17 protein-coding genes are annotated in these 15,142 nt (G+C 33.6%); 6 read left to right on the top strand and 11 right to left on the bottom strand.

The window, feature by feature from the left end; genetic code table 11:
• The first annotated feature begins 22 nt into the window (after window positions 1-22).
• On the top strand, window positions 23-850 hold the full coding sequence (locus AABL87_RS13480) for a HipA family kinase (RefSeq protein WP_006259972.1): 828 nt from the start codon (window positions 23-25) through the stop codon (window positions 848-850).
• Complete coding sequence (locus tag AABL87_RS13475) at window positions 847-1,719, top strand: hypothetical protein (protein ID WP_006259973.1); 873 nt, start codon at window positions 847-849, stop codon at window positions 1,717-1,719. Before AABL87_RS13480 ends, AABL87_RS13475 begins: the two co-directional genes overlap by 4 nt.
• A gap of 91 nt (window positions 1,720-1,810) precedes the next feature.
• Here AABL87_RS13475 and AABL87_RS13470 read toward each other — a convergent pair whose 3' ends face one another.
• The 8 genes from AABL87_RS13470 to AABL87_RS13435 all read right to left on the bottom strand — a co-directional run bounded on the left by AABL87_RS13470 (window position 1,811) and on the right by AABL87_RS13435 (window position 9,645).
• Complete coding sequence (locus AABL87_RS13470; RefSeq protein ID WP_006265493.1) at window positions 1,811-2,545, bottom strand: acyl-[acyl-carrier-protein] thioesterase; 735 nt, start codon at window positions 2,543-2,545, stop codon at window positions 1,811-1,813.
• 82 nt (window positions 2,546-2,627) lie between these two features.
• On the bottom strand, window positions 2,628-3,548 hold the full coding sequence (gene miaA / locus AABL87_RS13465; RefSeq protein WP_006265492.1) for a tRNA (adenosine(37)-N6)-dimethylallyltransferase MiaA: 921 nt from the start codon (window positions 3,546-3,548) through the stop codon (window positions 2,628-2,630).
• The gene (locus AABL87_RS13460) at window positions 3,532-4,383 is read right to left on the bottom strand and encodes an ion transporter (RefSeq protein WP_006265491.1); all 852 of its coding nucleotides are present in this window, start codon (window positions 4,381-4,383) and stop codon (window positions 3,532-3,534) included. Before AABL87_RS13460 ends, miaA begins: the two co-directional genes overlap by 17 nt.
• Window positions 4,384-4,394: 11 nt before the next feature.
• Complete coding sequence (locus tag AABL87_RS13455) at window positions 4,395-5,744, bottom strand: exonuclease domain-containing protein (protein WP_006265490.1); 1,350 nt, start codon at window positions 5,742-5,744, stop codon at window positions 4,395-4,397.
• A 17-nt stretch (window positions 5,745-5,761) separates the two neighbouring features.
• Window positions 5,762-6,433 carry a YggS family pyridoxal phosphate-dependent enzyme gene (locus AABL87_RS13450; RefSeq protein ID WP_341277490.1) on the bottom strand — a complete coding sequence of 224 codons (672 nt, stop codon included), beginning with the start codon at window positions 6,431-6,433 and terminating at the stop codon, window positions 5,762-5,764.
• 15 nt (window positions 6,434-6,448) lie between these two features.
• Window positions 6,449-7,666 carry a DUF1015 domain-containing protein gene (locus AABL87_RS13445; RefSeq protein WP_006263757.1) on the bottom strand — a complete coding sequence of 406 codons (1,218 nt, stop codon included), beginning with the start codon at window positions 7,664-7,666 and terminating at the stop codon, window positions 6,449-6,451.
• A 92-nt stretch (window positions 7,667-7,758) separates the two neighbouring features.
• A complete protein-coding gene (locus AABL87_RS13440; protein WP_286419293.1) occupies window positions 7,759-8,646 on the bottom strand; it encodes a 3-hydroxyacyl-CoA dehydrogenase family protein in 888 nt (295 codons plus the stop codon).
• Between the two features lie 30 nt (window positions 8,647-8,676).
• Entirely contained in the window at window positions 8,677-9,645 is a 969-nt protein-coding gene (locus tag AABL87_RS13435) for a Gfo/Idh/MocA family protein (RefSeq protein WP_006259982.1), read from the bottom strand.
• Window positions 9,646-9,795: 150 nt separating this feature from the next.
• Here AABL87_RS13435 and AABL87_RS13430 point away from each other — a divergent pair, with 150 nt between their 5' ends.
• The 3 genes from AABL87_RS13430 to AABL87_RS13420 all read left to right on the top strand — a co-directional run bounded on the left by AABL87_RS13430 (window position 9,796) and on the right by AABL87_RS13420 (window position 11,764).
• The gene (locus AABL87_RS13430) at window positions 9,796-10,437 is read left to right on the top strand and encodes a protein-L-isoaspartate(D-aspartate) O-methyltransferase (RefSeq protein WP_025124812.1); all 642 of its coding nucleotides are present in this window, start codon (window positions 9,796-9,798) and stop codon (window positions 10,435-10,437) included.
• 104 nt (window positions 10,438-10,541) lie between these two features.
• Window positions 10,542-10,841: a hypothetical protein gene (locus AABL87_RS13425; RefSeq protein WP_006263753.1), complete on the top strand. Its 300-nt coding sequence runs from the start codon at window positions 10,542-10,544 to the stop codon at window positions 10,839-10,841.
• A gap of 500 nt (window positions 10,842-11,341) precedes the next feature.
• Window positions 11,342-11,764, top strand: a complete 423-nt coding sequence (locus AABL87_RS13420; protein ID WP_016649293.1) for a hypothetical protein — start codon at window positions 11,342-11,344, stop codon at window positions 11,762-11,764.
• A 228-nt stretch (window positions 11,765-11,992) separates the two neighbouring features.
• On the opposite strand, the gene smpB is transcribed toward AABL87_RS13420, so the two are convergent.
• Together smpB and AABL87_RS13410 are read right to left on the bottom strand one after the other, a co-directional pair.
• Complete coding sequence (smpB, locus tag AABL87_RS13415; RefSeq protein WP_006259985.1) at window positions 11,993-12,445, bottom strand: SsrA-binding protein SmpB; 453 nt, start codon at window positions 12,443-12,445, stop codon at window positions 11,993-11,995.
• 100 nt (window positions 12,446-12,545) lie between these two features.
• On the bottom strand, window positions 12,546-13,139 hold the full coding sequence (locus AABL87_RS13410; protein WP_006265488.1) for a porin family protein: 594 nt from the start codon (window positions 13,137-13,139) through the stop codon (window positions 12,546-12,548).
• Window positions 13,140-13,592: 453 nt separating this feature from the next.
• Between AABL87_RS13410 and AABL87_RS13405 the strand changes: the two genes are divergently transcribed.
• Complete coding sequence (locus AABL87_RS13405) at window positions 13,593-14,447, top strand: GNAT family N-acetyltransferase (protein WP_016649294.1); 855 nt, start codon at window positions 13,593-13,595, stop codon at window positions 14,445-14,447.
• A gap of 109 nt (window positions 14,448-14,556) precedes the next feature.
• Here AABL87_RS13405 and AABL87_RS13400 read toward each other — a convergent pair whose 3' ends face one another.
• The gene (locus AABL87_RS13400; protein WP_016649295.1) at window positions 14,557-15,132 is read right to left on the bottom strand and encodes a porin family protein; all 576 of its coding nucleotides are present in this window, start codon (window positions 15,130-15,132) and stop codon (window positions 14,557-14,559) included.
• Window positions 15,133-15,142 lie beyond the last annotated feature (10 nt).

Genomic DNA, 15,142 nt, shown 5'->3' with positions numbered 1-15,142 from the left:
ACGAAATAAATACTGAATTGATATGGAGGTAATTGGCGCTATACAGATTCTCGAGATATTAGAAACTAATAGTATTCCAATAAAAATATTAGGAGCTGATACTGATATCTATTATGCAAAAACTATTTTTAAAACCCATCCTCCTTTGGAAGATATCATTAATGAATTGATCGGAAATGAGGTTTATAAAAGTTGGGGAATAAGAGTGCCAGATATCAAGATAATAAAGATTGAGAATAAGTTACTTCAAGAGTTTTTGATCGCCAATAATATCATATCTAAATACAGTCAGTTTGATATTGAAGAGTTGTTTATTATTGGCTCCAAAGAGATTCATAATCAAACAGAACTTGACTATCATAACTTAGTTCTATCTAATAAGAATGATTTTAATCAATACTTAGATCCTTATAAATTTTTAGATATAGCCTTTTGTGATGTATGGTTAGCTAATAGAGATCGTCGAATCAACAATCCTAATCTTTTGTTAGTTGAGGATCAAGGAAAAATAGACTTTGTTGCTATTGATCATACACAACTTTTTGGTAATCAAACTAACTATAAAGGGTTGAAAATTAATGTAATGGATGTCAGTCTTGTAAATATGTTAATTGCTTCAAAATTCACCAAAAAGATTTGTAATTTTGCTGAGAATGAAGTACTTTCAAAATTCAATAGTAGAATTATTGAAAAAATTAACACAACACTAGTGGTCTTGCCAGAGGTGTTAGATAGCCTTCCGTCAAAAGTAGGACTGAGTAAGGCAGGTAAGCTTAAAATAATAGAGATACTTAGTAATCAAGAACGAAATACTAGAATTTCCAACATATTAAACAAACTATTAAAATGAAATCGTATTACAGTTTAATTAGATACTTTAATAACTCCTTGTCTAGGGAGAATATTGTTATTGGACTAATAGCGGTTTCTTCAACCAATAATGTGTTTTATAAGTTTTCTGAATCAAAGATTAGTTTTATTACTAGATTCTATGACAATAAGAGTAAGTTATTAAATTTCAATATAAAGAAGATTAGTGAAGTTTTGGAACTAAATGCTAAGGAAGATTTATTTATTGAAGAGAATACTAATATTTTAAAGAAGTACTTAGATCGTTTAGCAGTTTATAATAACGGAATAATTCAATTTGACAAACCAGTTGAATTAAATATGAATATAGATGCAGCTTTCTTTAGTAAATTCTATGAGAAATATATAGGTGACTTGAGGACAAGTACTAAGAGTAACAAAAAAGATGAGGTGTTTTATAATCGTATTAATAGTCACTTTAGAGAACCTCTAGAAGACATCATAGATATTGATTATAAGATTGAAAAGAAGGTAATTCCTTCCTTGTTTTTTGATTATAAATTAAATGGGATAGGAGGAAATGGATCTATTTATAGTGTAAAGTGTATTGATATTAATTCGAATAGAACAATAGATACTATTCAGAAAGATATATCTGAATTAGAAAGCTTAAACTTTAGATTAAATGATTTTTCTAAGCAATTAGTAGAATATCCTGAACAGAATAAGTATTATCTAGTTATAGATCAGTATAAAGGTATTGATGAGAAGTATCTAGAATTATATGATACATTAAGTAACCAAGAAAATGAACTATATCGATTGATTAATTCAAATCAACTAGAAGAAGTAACTGCTGATATTCTTAGAACAGGAGCATCTAAATTCTCTGAACTGATTTTGCGATAATATTATTAAGAACTAAATAATAAAACAAAGGCTAGTACATCTCGATGTATTAGCCTTTGTTATTTATGATAATAAGTATGTTCTCTTCTATCTACTCTATCACACATTGGAAGTTAAGGTCTCCTTCATTAGATTTGATTACAAAGTGGTTGTTATTAGCAACACATTGTTCTATGGTATACTCCTGATTAAAACGAAGTTCTTTATTAAAGTGCATATCAACTACAGAAATGTCTTTAGAAGTGTTTTCCGATACTTTTAAGGCATTAATAACCCATTCAAGGTATTTGATATTAGTCACATGATTTACCATGTCTAAATCAGAGTATCTTACCTTGTCAGTAATTAAATGAGTCGTTTCAGGTTTCTTCTGAAAAGTAGTGAACTCTCCTTTAATACTTTTTTTGTCCTTGTGTTTAGTAAAGTGGTCATGAGGGATAGCCATCATCTCAGGACGACGTCTTACCGTATTCATAATCACCCACATCGAGCTAGCACTTGCGACAAGTTCTCCGTTACAGTGTACCTCAAAGTTGCGCACAGAGCGAATACCATCTAGTGTCTCTATCCAAGTAGACACCTCAATGCGGTCTTGCCACTTAGGCATTTTGTCTATCTCAACTCTAAACTTATAAACTACCCATGATTGGTTTGCTTCTTGCAGATCCCAAAAGCTTATTCCTCCTAAGACTGCATGATTAGAAGAAGCCATCTGTATCATCTTACATAAATCTACTGTTTTTAACTGAGCATTGATATCGCAATCAAAGTAATCAACATCGAAGCTTTGTGTAAATATAGATGTAAAGTTGGGTGATATTGGCATGGTTTGTTTTTTTGTGAATTTGTTTTTTTGTGAATTTGTGAAATCGTTGTTTTCAGTTCCCCGTTCTCGGTTTTCTGTTTCCTTAAAACTGTATTTTATCTTCTACAGCTTTTAAGATTTGTTCTGGTGCAGTAAGATAGTCAAACCACATAACATCAGGAGTACGTTTAAACCAAGTAATCTGACGTTTAGCAAAGCGGCGTGTATTCTTTTTGATTTCCTCAATAGCAAACTCTAATGTGAATTCGTTGTCAAAGTACGCAAATAATTCTCGATAGCCAACGGTTTGTAACGCATTGTTATCGCGATACGGATATAATTCTTGAGCTTCCTTTAGAAGACCATTGTCTAGCATGATATCCACACGTTTATTAATGCGCTCATACATCTTCTCTCTATCAGCTTCAAGTCCTATTACGATAGGAGTGAAGTTGCGAGTGTGTTGTTTTATATTTAAGAAACTAGAGTAGGGCTTACCAGTACCTATACAGATCTCTAATGCTCGAGTTACTCTTTGAGGATTGTCTATCGCTACTTTTTCATAGTGAATAGGATCCAATTCCTTTAGCATATTTTGCAAATAAGGAAGGCCTTTTTCTGCTAAGTCTTGATTTAATTGTTCTCTGACACTTGGTTCTACATCAGGGAAATCATCAAGCCCGTTTAGGATTGCATTGACAAAGAGCCCCGATCCACCTACCATAACTTGTACAGGGTTATCTGTAAAGAGCTCATCTAGCTTAGCCAGTGCCTCTCTTTCAAAATCTCCTACAGAGTAAGTATCGTGAATGCTGATATTCTGAATAAAGTGATGTGGAGCAGCAGCTAGTTCTTCCTTAGAAGGCACAGCTGTTCCTATCGCCATTTCCTTATAGAATTGGCGGCTATCACATGATATTATATTGGTATTAAAATGTTGTGCAAGTTTGATTCCTAAAGCTGTTTTTCCAATCGCTGTAGGTCCAATGACAACAATAAGATAATTGTTATTTTTCGTAGACATCTCCTAATTTTTGACCGCAGTTATAGCAGTAATTTGCATCATCATCGTAGATTGTAGTAGTACATGTAGAGCAGTTTCTTCTTCTCTTCGCATCTAATCTGTTGCGTTTAATATTAGAGAACTCTGCTGTCACAATACCTGTAGGAACGGCGATAATACCGTAACCCATAATCATGATAAAAGATGCTATCATCTGACCTAGTGGGGTCTGTGGAGCGATATCTCCATATCCCACTGTAGTAAGCGTTACGATACACCAATAGATACTTCTAGGTATACTCGTAAAGCCACTTTCTTTACTCTCAATAACATACATTAGCGAACCTAATAAGATCGACATCACAAGCACAAAGTATACGAATACAATAATTTTCGTTCTACTAGACTTAAGAGCTAGCTTTAAGTGTGACTGTTGTCCAATGTATGGAACAAGGTTTAAGATACCAAATAAACGTAGTAAACGCAGTGCTCTTACAACAGTAAGTGCTCTAGAACCAGGAATAAAGAACGATAAATACATCGGTAGGATAGAGATAAGATCTACTATTCCATAAAAACTAAAGATGTACTTAAGCGGTTTTTTATTACAAAGAATCCTAAGGATATACTCTATGGTAAAAAACACAGTGATAATCCACTCACAGACTACTAGACCTGTGTGGTGCTTCATATCATAGCTCTCTATCGATTCAAGCATCACTAGAAGTACACTCATCAGAATAACCGCTAGTAGTGCAATATCAAATAATTTACCTGCAAAAGTATTTGAACCATAAATAATGATGTAAATCTTCTGCTGTAGGATATCCCATTTGTTTTTTAATCTGCGTCTCACAAAAACTGTTTTTAGTAGTGAATTAATTTGTAACCGATCTTCTTATTTAGATAATTAAGAATGATATTTCTGTTGTTTCTATTAAATAAAATTGGCGTTAAATTGGCTGCTATTCGTTCTGGGGCGTTGATTTGGTGGTTTAAGTTATAGAAGCAATATCCGTTTAGCTTCCCTTTTTCTAAAGCGACAGCACTCTTCTCATCTACTTTACGGCCTTTGTCTAAGATTAGAACATGGTCTTTATCTATATCATAAGGTTTAAATAGTTCAAGTATATTAGCATTGAACTCTTCTCTTGTCGAGGTAAAGTTGGTGAAGAAATTATCAGCTGTTATTTTAGTTGATTTTTTCTCATATATAAACTCTACATAAGGTAACTCCTGTTGACCTTGGAATATCTTATGTAAGAATTTTCTAGCTTCGTTAGGCGATGTAAACGCCATTAGATTTCTCTTTCTACCATCTGTCTTTTCGATAGATAGGTATAAGTATCCCTCTAGATTAGTTTTTAAATAAATAGAGTAGGGGAATACACTTTTCTTACTGACCTTATTGTACTTTGGTTTATTGGTATTGATTTCTTCAGCCTCTTTTAGAAGCGCGATGAGTTCAGTACCTGTTTTTTCGAAAGTGACAGTATAGGTTTCTTGTTGTATTTTCTTGAATATAGGCGAATTACTTGTAAAGTGCTGTAAGACTTTCTTTCTAATATTCTTGCTCTTACCGATGAAGATAATATTACCTTCTTTGTCCAAGATATAATAAATACCTACAGTAGAAGGCAAAGTGTCTACGATATCCAAAAACTTAGGACTAATCCCCGTTTTGATATCCGACTTAATCATAGAGGTTAAGATGGTCTTCTCTTTATCTTTTGATAGAAGTAATTTGAATAGCTTTTCTGTAGCCATAGCATCTCCATTAGCGCGATGTCTATCTGCGATGGGAATACCAAGTGATCGCACTAGTTTACCTAAGCTATAAGAAGGCATATCAGGCAGTAACTTCTGTGATAGTTCTACTGTACACAGTGTATTGCGACTGTATTCATAACCTAGTCGTTTAAACTCATTGCGCAGTACTCGATAATCAAATTCAGCATTATGAGCTACGATGACACAGTTGTCCGTTATTTCTATGATGCGCTTAGCTATCTCGTAGAACTTCGGAGCTAGCCGTAGCATAGCATTATTGATTCCCGTAAGTTTCACTACGAAAGGTTGTATTTCCATCTCTGGATTAACTAAGCTAATAAACTGATCTACGATCTGATTACCATCAAATCGATATATAGCAATTTCGGTGATTCCTTCTTCATTAAACTGCCCACCAGTTGTTTCTATATCTAAAACTGCGTACAACTTGTCCTTTTAATAAATTAATAATTACGACTACCGAAGATATTACTACCTATTCTAACCATCGTACTTCCACATTCTATTGCTAGTGGATAATCGTTACTCATCCCCATAGAGACAATGTTTAGGTCTAGGTTATCCTTCGTGCCGTATTTCTCTTTACACATTGCAAATATATTACTTAGTTGTGTAAATTCTTTCTTTACTTGTATTTGATTATCGGTAAAAGTAGCCATACCCATAAGTCCAACTACTTTAATATTCTTAAGTCCAGCAAATTCCTCACTCGAAAGAATTTCTAACAATTCTGTCTCATCTAAGCCGAACTTTGTATCTTCTTCTGCGATGAACATTTGCAACAAGCATTCTATAACACGGTTATTACGCTTCGCTTGTTTATCGATCTCTTGTAAGAGTCTGAAGCTATCCACTCCATGGATAAGTGATACAAAGGGAGCCATATACTTCACTTTATTGCGCTGTACATGTCCGATCATGTGCCACTTAATATCTTTAGGAAGAGTTTCATATTTATCAGTCATTTCCTGAATCTTATTCTCACCGAATACACGTTGTCCTGCTTCATATGCTTCTAGAATATCCTCATTGGGTTTCGTTTTAGAAACAGCAACAAGGGTAACATGAGCAGGTAATGTGTTCTTAACGTGTTTTAAATTCTCTGTAATAGACATAATTTTTATCTTTTTTTAAATTTCGTATATAAAGAGACCATTCATAAACTTAGGCTCTATATATGTGCTTTTTGGAGGCATGATAAGGTCGTTGTCTGCCACTTGTTTGATCTCACTTACATTTGTAGGATAAAGCATAAATCCTACTTCGTATTCACCATCATCTACTAGTTCTTTGATCGTAACGATAGACTCATTACCAGGAACATAGTCTATACGAGCATCATTTCTCAAGTCATCTAATCCTAATATAGGATGTAGTACTTCATCGTATAGTATTTGCGCATCTAATTGTTGTAAGATGCAGTCTGTTTGTTTGATGTCTTTTAGCGTTAAGGCATAGAAGTCACCGTCTAAGTACATTCCGAATTCCATCTTCTTAGTAGGTTTCCAAAGTTGTTGTTCTTTATTGACAACGTGAAACTTCTCTTTTAGAAGGTTTAAGAATTCTCCTTTGCTATGGTTGTTTAAATCGTGTATAATACGATTAAACTCATAGATTTTAATATTGTTTTCAGCGATTAAATACGTCATCACTGTATTGTTATGAGCAGGAGTTCCGTTAGAATGTTCTGCTTGTAACAGTTCTGCAGAAGCAAAACGGTGATGTCCATCTGCGATATACAGTTCTTTAATATCTGCAAATTGTTCTGTTAACCACTTGATATCGGTATCCTCATCTATCTTCCAGATCGTATGTCTTTCTCTAGTTACAGTACTAAAGTCATACAGGGGTTTCTCATGTTTCTTCGTGATAATCCACTTTTCTATATCTTCCTGATCAGGATACATCATTAGTACGGGTTCAGTATTGAACTTACTGTGATATAAGTATTCCTTAAATAATCTTACGCGAAACTCTAAGGTGTCTTCATGTTTTTTGATCACATTACTTTGGTAGTCATCTATAGAAGTTCCTGCCACTATCCCTGTAAAACTCCAACTTTTTGTACTGATCTGATACAGATAATAAATCGGTTTATCTTCTGTAATCAGAATACCTTCTTTCTTAAAGTCGTTTAACTTGGCTGCAACCATTTTATAACGTTTATCATACGTTACTTTTGAAGGGTTTACATAAGCAGGATTTAATACGTGCAAAAAAGAGAAGGGGTTGTAGTCTAAAAGATAAGCAATCTCAACAGCATTGTAGTCTTCGAATGATCTACAGCTTACTAAGCTTACTTTATCTCGGGTAGGGCGCAAGCCTTTAAAAGGAATTATTTTAGCCATTATAAGTATGGTTTCAAAAATATCAAAGACAACCAAACTAAACTTTGGTTGTCTTTTATTAGTATTTACTAGTTTACAATAACAGTGGAGGGTTAAGCGAACATTTTCGCTACTTTCTCAGCTTTTTTGCTTTCGCTATAGTCGTAGAATCCTTCTCCAGATTTAACTCCTAATTTACCAGCCATTACCATATTTACTAATAGTGGGCATGGAGCATATTTAGGGTTTTTAAATCCGTCATACATTACATTAAGGATAGAAAGACATACATCTAATCCGATAAAGTCAGCTAGCTGTAATGGTCCCATAGGATGAGCCATACCTAACTTCATCACAGTATCGATTTCTTCTACACCAGCTACACCGTTGTATAATGTTTCGATAGCTTCATTGATCATCGGCATTAAGATACGGTTCGCTACGAATCCAGGGTAGTCATTTACCTCTGTAGGAACCTTATCTAATGTTTTAGACATATCCATGATTGCTTTAGTCACTTCATCACTTGTGTTGTATCCTCTGATGATTTCTACTAACTTCATGATAGGCACAGGGTTCATAAAGTGCATACCGATTACGCGCTCAGGGTTCTTCACCACAGAAGCGATTTTCGTAATAGAGATAGAAGAAGTATTCGATGCTAAGATTACATTCTCATCACATACTTCGCTCAGTTGTCTAAAGATATTTAGTTTTAACTCTACATTCTCAGTAGCAGCTTCTACTACTAAATCAGCATTCGCTACACCATCTTTAATATCAGTATAGGTAACGATGTTTTCGATAGTTGCTTTTTTGTCCGCTTCAGTGATGCTTCCTTTCGCGATCATACGATCTAAATTCTTAATAATCGTAGTCATTCCTCTTTCGATAGCAGCTTCTGATATATCAATTAAAAGAACTGTAAAACCTTTTTGAGCAAATGTATGTGCAATACCATTTCCCATCGTTCCAGCTCCGATAACAGCAATTTTTTTCATAATGGTTAATTTATATTTTTTGATGTTAATTTATTTTTTCTCCATTGCCTCGATGATTTGGTAAGCTAAGCGCAATGCTTTAGTACCATCATCTAGCGTCACGATAGGCGTAGTTTTATTCACTATCGCGTCATGGAATGTCTCTAACTCGTCTAAGATAGCATTATTCGCTAATACTTCAGGATTGTCGTAATAAATTTGTTTTTTAACCCCTTCAGCATTTTGAAGGATTAGGTCAAAGTCACCTGGTACTTCAGGAGCTTCTTTCATCTTCACTACTTCACACGTCTTCTCTAAGTAATCCACAGAGATATAAGCATCGCGTTGGAAGAAGCGCGATTTACGCATATTCTTCATTGAGATACGGCTAGCAGTGATATTAGCCACACATCCGTTTTCAAACTCTACACGAGCATTAGAGATATCTGGAGATTCGCTTAGTACAGCTACGCCACTAGCGCTTACATGCTTTACAGGAGATTTAACCACACTTAAGATAGCATCTAGATCGTGGATCATTAAGTCTAATACTACAGGTACATCAGTTCCTCTAGGATTAAACTCAGCTAGGCGGTGAGTCTCGATAAACATAGGGTTTTCTATTTTTGGACGTACTGCGATAAACGCTGGGTTAAAACGCTCTACGTGACCTACTTGTCCTAGTACATTATATTTAGCAGCTAATGCGATGATTGCTTCAGCTTCTTCAATAGTCGTTGTAATCGGTTTTTCTAAGAACACATGCTTACCAGCTTCGATAGCTTGTTTAGCACAGTCAAAGTGAGAAAGGGTAGGAGTAACGATATCTACTACATCTACTGCCTGAATTAATTCCTCTATAGTGTCAAATTTTCTATAGCCAAATTCTGCTGCTACTTTTTCAGCATTCTCTTTAAAAGGATCGTAAAATCCTACTAGTTCATATTTTTCAGATTGGTTAAGCAAGCGTAGGTGAATTTTACCTAGGTGGCCTGCTCCCAATACTCCAACTTTAAGCATAAAACTATATTTTGAAAACAAAAATATAATTTATTTATCTAAACTTTCAATAAACCTGCTTAAAGTTTTGTTCAATTATATTCTCAGGGCTTATACGGATTGCTTTTGTTAGAAAATATTAGTTATTTTGTGGGAAATAATAATTTAATAGTGAAAGATTCTGCAAAACATCAAGGTCTTAGAAACCAGTTGGTTGAAGTACTTAAGCAAAAAGGGATTGTTGATACCAATGTTTTAGATGCTATCAAGAGGGTACCACGTCATTTATTCTTAGATTCAAGTTTCGAGGATTTTGCATACCAAGATAAGGCTTTTCCTATCGGAGCTGGCCAGACTATTTCGCAACCTTATACTGTAGCTTTTCAATCTCAGCTACTTCAAGTCAAAAAAGAAGATAAAATCTTAGAAATCGGTACGGGTAGTGGATATCAGACTGCTGTACTAGTAGCTATGGGAGCTAGAGTGTACAGTATCGAGAGACAAAACGAATTGTATAAGAAGACTTCAGCGTTATTGCCAAAGTTAGGGATCAGACCTAAGCTTACTACTTTTGGTGATGGGTATAAGGGATTACCTAATTATGCTCCTTTTGATTCTATTATTGTGACAGCAGGTGCTCCTTTTATCCCGCAAGCTTTATTAGGACAAATAAAAGTAGGAGGTAGGCTGATCATTCCTATTGGTGAGGAGAAACAAATCATGACAGAGTTGATCCGTATCAACGAAAAACAGTTTGAAAAATACGAACATGGAGACTTTAAGTTCGTACCCATGTTGGAGAATAAGAATTAGGAATTTAGATTGATTTTAGGATACTAACTATATCTTTTATTATGGTATTTTGATTATCATATTTTTTTATTATGTTTATATAACCAATTAAAACATAATAAATTATGAAGAAATTATTTTTCGTAGCAATTGCCTTTGCTACATTTTCAGGAAGTGCATTAGCCTCAGATGTTAATGCTTTGTTTACGATAAAGTCTAGTACTCATTTATCGTTAGATCAAGACCCTAATGCAGGACTTGTTTATGCTTATTTAGTTAGACTTGCTGATGGTTGGGAAGTATATGTACAAGGTTATGAATGTGCCGTAGAATTTGCTCAACAACGTGGTGGCACAATTGTAGGAGGAAAATATATGAAGGGGCATCAAGCAATGATGTGTCTTACAGGACCAGAGGAATTATAATTAAAATTAGATAAAAGCTGCTGTCTTTAGATAACAGCTTTTTTTAATAGAAATTAATTCTGGTAAATATCGTTTGTATATAACCAAGACAAAAAATACTTTCTTTTTAATAATCTCAATTAGAGGTTATTTACTTATAGTGAGATTGTTAACATTTCAGACTTTTTTTGCAGTGCTAAATAATATTCAAACCCTGTATTTTCAAGTGTTTACAACGTTTTTTGTTAGTCTTGTTTGGGGATTGTTCCAAATAAGGCTAGTCTAAGACCTTATGAATAGTGGGTTTAGATGAAAAAGGATGCGTTAAAAAGAGTGTTGAAATTTGAAATGAAGATTTTACAGATTGACTTTTTTACTGTAATAATGCTGAAGAAAACAACATTGAATATTGGTTCAATTTGTGTGTTTTAAGAAGTAGCACCTAGAACCTATAGGGTTGATATATACGTAAATATATATAAAAAATTCTTTAATTTGTTAGAGGTTTTTACAATATAAAGATGAACACATTATTTAATAAGATTACCTTGTTATTCTTTGTAGGGATAGCTACTTTATTATGCGTAAACATTGCATTTGGAACAAGTGATATAACTGACTTAAAAGTAGAAAAAATACAGACAAGCAAAAAGAAGAAGATCTTTTTAAGTAAAGAACTCGATTCTATAGAAAAAGGAAGTAATATCATCAGATACTCTACTAAGAGATTTTCCTTAAGATATATTATGAAAGGAAAAAGAATGGTTCTACAACAGTATTTCTATGACAATCATTACGATAAGGACACTGTTAATTATTCCAAAATTAAAGAAATTACTTGGGTGAAGTCAAAAGACTCTTTACAGACAGATTGGTATCTAGCGAAGGGAAAGAAATGGGAACTTATAGGACAATATCCTTTTAAAAAAGGAGTTGATTATTAGGTTTACTCGAAAGTCGGGAGACTTTGCTACTGACGTGTTATTGTGAAGATGTTTTGTCAGTATATATTCTCGCAACGCATATGCGCAATTTACTAAGGTAGAGATGCAATATTTTACATGTCACCCAAACCTTATCAAGTAATCAAAAGTCAGGAGGCTTTGTAGGGAATAAAAGAGGAATGTAAACAAAAAAGCATCCAATAAAGGATGCTTTGATAAGTGTATGTGTTAATACGATTTTTTAAGTCTATCTAGGTCGCGTTTATTATCGCGATCTTTAATTGTTTCTCTCTTGTCATAGTTCTTTTTACCACGAGCTAGAGCAATATCAAGCTTGGCTCTACCTTTATCGTTTAAGAATAGTCTAAGCGGGATGATAGTCAGACCTTTATTTTGAACATCTTTTAGTAGAGATTTTAATTCTTTTTTGTTTAAAAGAAGTTTTCTCTCTGTTTTTGCTTTGTGATTAAAGTGCTTACTATATGCGTATTCTTCTATCTGACTATTGATAACGAATAATTCGTGTCCTTGAAACTCACAAAAGCTTTCAGCGATATTTGCTTTACCTAAACGTATAGACTTAATTTCAGTTCCAGTTAATACGATACCAGCAGTATACTTATCTAGTATTTCGTATTCGAACTTAGCCCTTTTGTTTAAAATGTTTATTGTCTTTTGCATGGGACAAAAATAACAAATTTTTAAAGTGTTTCTACTTTTATGATATAAAAAAAGAGCTACCTCTAGAGATAGCTCTTAAATAGTATGTTTTATAGACCTATTATAGGAAGAAGTATCCTAATGATACCATCCAAGTATTAGGTCTTGCTCCGATTTCTTTGTTTGTTTTGCTGAAGCTTCCGTCATAAGAAACATCAAGAGTGAATGTCAATACATCAACACCAACACCTAAGCGATATCCGATATTGTTTTTATCAAAGTTTTTGAATTGTACTGCATCGTTGATTTTGCTTCCAGATAATTTGTCATCAATAGTATTTGTGTACACTCCTCCAGCAAATCCTCTAAGGCTAACCATTGGTAGTTTTAAGAATTTGTGACCGATAACCACTGGTATTTCAAGTTGTTTAGAAGTACTAGTAGTACTTTCTCCTAAGTTATTTTCGAATTTAGACTTTTTCTCAGCATATAATAGTTCAGCTTGGATATATGTCTTTTTGATATCAATTCTAGTCATTGCTCCAATACCAAATCCTGTAGATGCTTTACTGCTGTAATCTTTTAAGTCAGTAGAAATATTTGTGAAGTTAGCACCAGCTTTAATACCAAAGTGAATTGGAGAAGGTGTTTGCGCAAATGCAGTTGCTCCAACTAACATAAGAGCACAAGTAAGTGATTGCATGATTTTTTTCATTGTCATTTTTTTTATATTGAAAGACAAAATTAAATAAAAAGTTAATTATTTGAAATGTTTTCTTTGTAGATATTGACGGATTTACATAATATATACACAAAGGGCTGTATTTTTATGATAAACGGTTGTGTTGTTTTTCTATAGAAATCAAATTTTCAGTTTATAGCTAATATTATGAGATTGTATTTGATTAGGGTTATTAATAGACTTGCTGATTTACTGTTTTTTAAGAATCTTGATAACTCTGAATATTTTAAAGATAGCCCATTATTAGTTAGATTGGTTTTAGGCTGAGTTAAAAAAATAAGATTCCCTTTTTTACAGTAATATAAGTATCTGATTTGTAGTGATTGGTGTTGGATAAATAGAGGTTTTTATAGTAAATAAACTAGGATAAACGGAATTTTAAAGTCATAAATAGTACATTTGGCTATATTATAACAACTACTATAAATGACTATTTTATACCAAAATGCTACGGTGGCTGATTGTGAATTACTTACAGAGACAGCTTTAGCTTCCAAGAGATATTGGGGGTATAGAGAGGAATATATCTCTATGTGGACAGATGATCTAACCATCACAGATATCAATTTTAGAAAAACTGAACTTATCAAATGTTTTTATGCAGGTGATTATATTGGTTTTTTTGCATTAGAAAATAAGGGACCTTACTTATGTATAGACCACTTCTGGTTATTACCAGCTTATATCAATAAAGGATATGGCCGTGTGATCATGTCTCATATTAAAGCAATAGCTAAGTCTAGAGAGTTTAAATACATAGAGGTGTATGCAGAACCAAATACAAATATCTTTTATGAAAAAATGGGAGGTGTATGTGTGAAACAAGTTTTGACTAATGTCCCTGGGCGAATGATGAAGGTATATCACTTGCCTGTCATAGAAGAAGACTGGGTAGACCTGAATACAGCAGGGCTAGTTGTAGTAAAGGATGGTAAATTACTGCTGGCCTATAGCAATAATAAGATGGCTTGGTATCTACCTGGAGGAAAGATAGACGATGGAGAGGGGAGTAGATCTGCTCTAATTCGAGAGATAAAAGAGGAACTAAACCTAGTGCTACACGTAGATAGACTGAGTTTCTTACATCATATCACTGCTCCTGCCTACGGGGAGAAGCTTAATATCATGATGCAACAAGACTGTTATTCGTATGAATTAAATGGAGAAACTATAGAAGCTACTAATGAAATAGGAGCTGTGAAGTACTTTAGCTTAGAAGAATATAAGAAAGAAGAAGTACAAGTACCAGGAGTACTAATGGTATTTGATATTCTATCATAAGTTAACTAAGATCTAAACAATGTTTAGGTCTTTTTTTTGTGATATTTATAAAAAATAAGAGGCTCTTACTGGATGATAAGAGCCTCTATAGTTATATTATGTATCTGTATTAGAATTTATATCCTACAGATAATTGGAATACTCCGTTTTTAGCATCACCACCGTTTTTTCCTACTTTAGTAAGACCTACATTGTAACGAGCGTCAAAAAATACACCTAGAGGTAATTCATATCCAGCACCAAAGTTTACGCCAAAGTCAAATGATTTAATATCATCTTTAACGTCTACACTAGCAAGTTTAGAATTAACATTAAAAGCGAATTGTGGTCCAGCTTGTACATTTAGTCCATTTACAATATAATACTTAGCCATCACAGGTATAGTGATATAGTCTAATTTCAAAGTTTCTTTACTAAAGTTAAAACCACCTTCATCAAAACTTAAAGCATCAGCTTTTGCTCCTAGTGCTGAATAAAGTAACTCTGGTTGAATTGAGAATTTTTCATTAACAAAAATCTCAACTACAGCTCCGACATGCATACTAGTACGAGAAGACGCATCAGAATTAGTAAGGTTAGAAACGTTTAAACCAGCTTTTGCTCCGATTTTTACATCTGGAGTCTGTGCATTTGCAGAAAAACCTATTGCTAGGGCTGCAACTAATGATAAAGTAATTTTTCTCATATCTTTAATT

The sequence above is a fragment of the Myroides sp. C4067 genome (assembly GCF_038039665.1).
GTDB lineage: Bacteria > Bacteroidota > Bacteroidia > Flavobacteriales > Flavobacteriaceae > Flavobacterium > Flavobacterium odoratimimum.
This window is presented reverse-complemented; position numbering and strand designations above follow the sequence as displayed.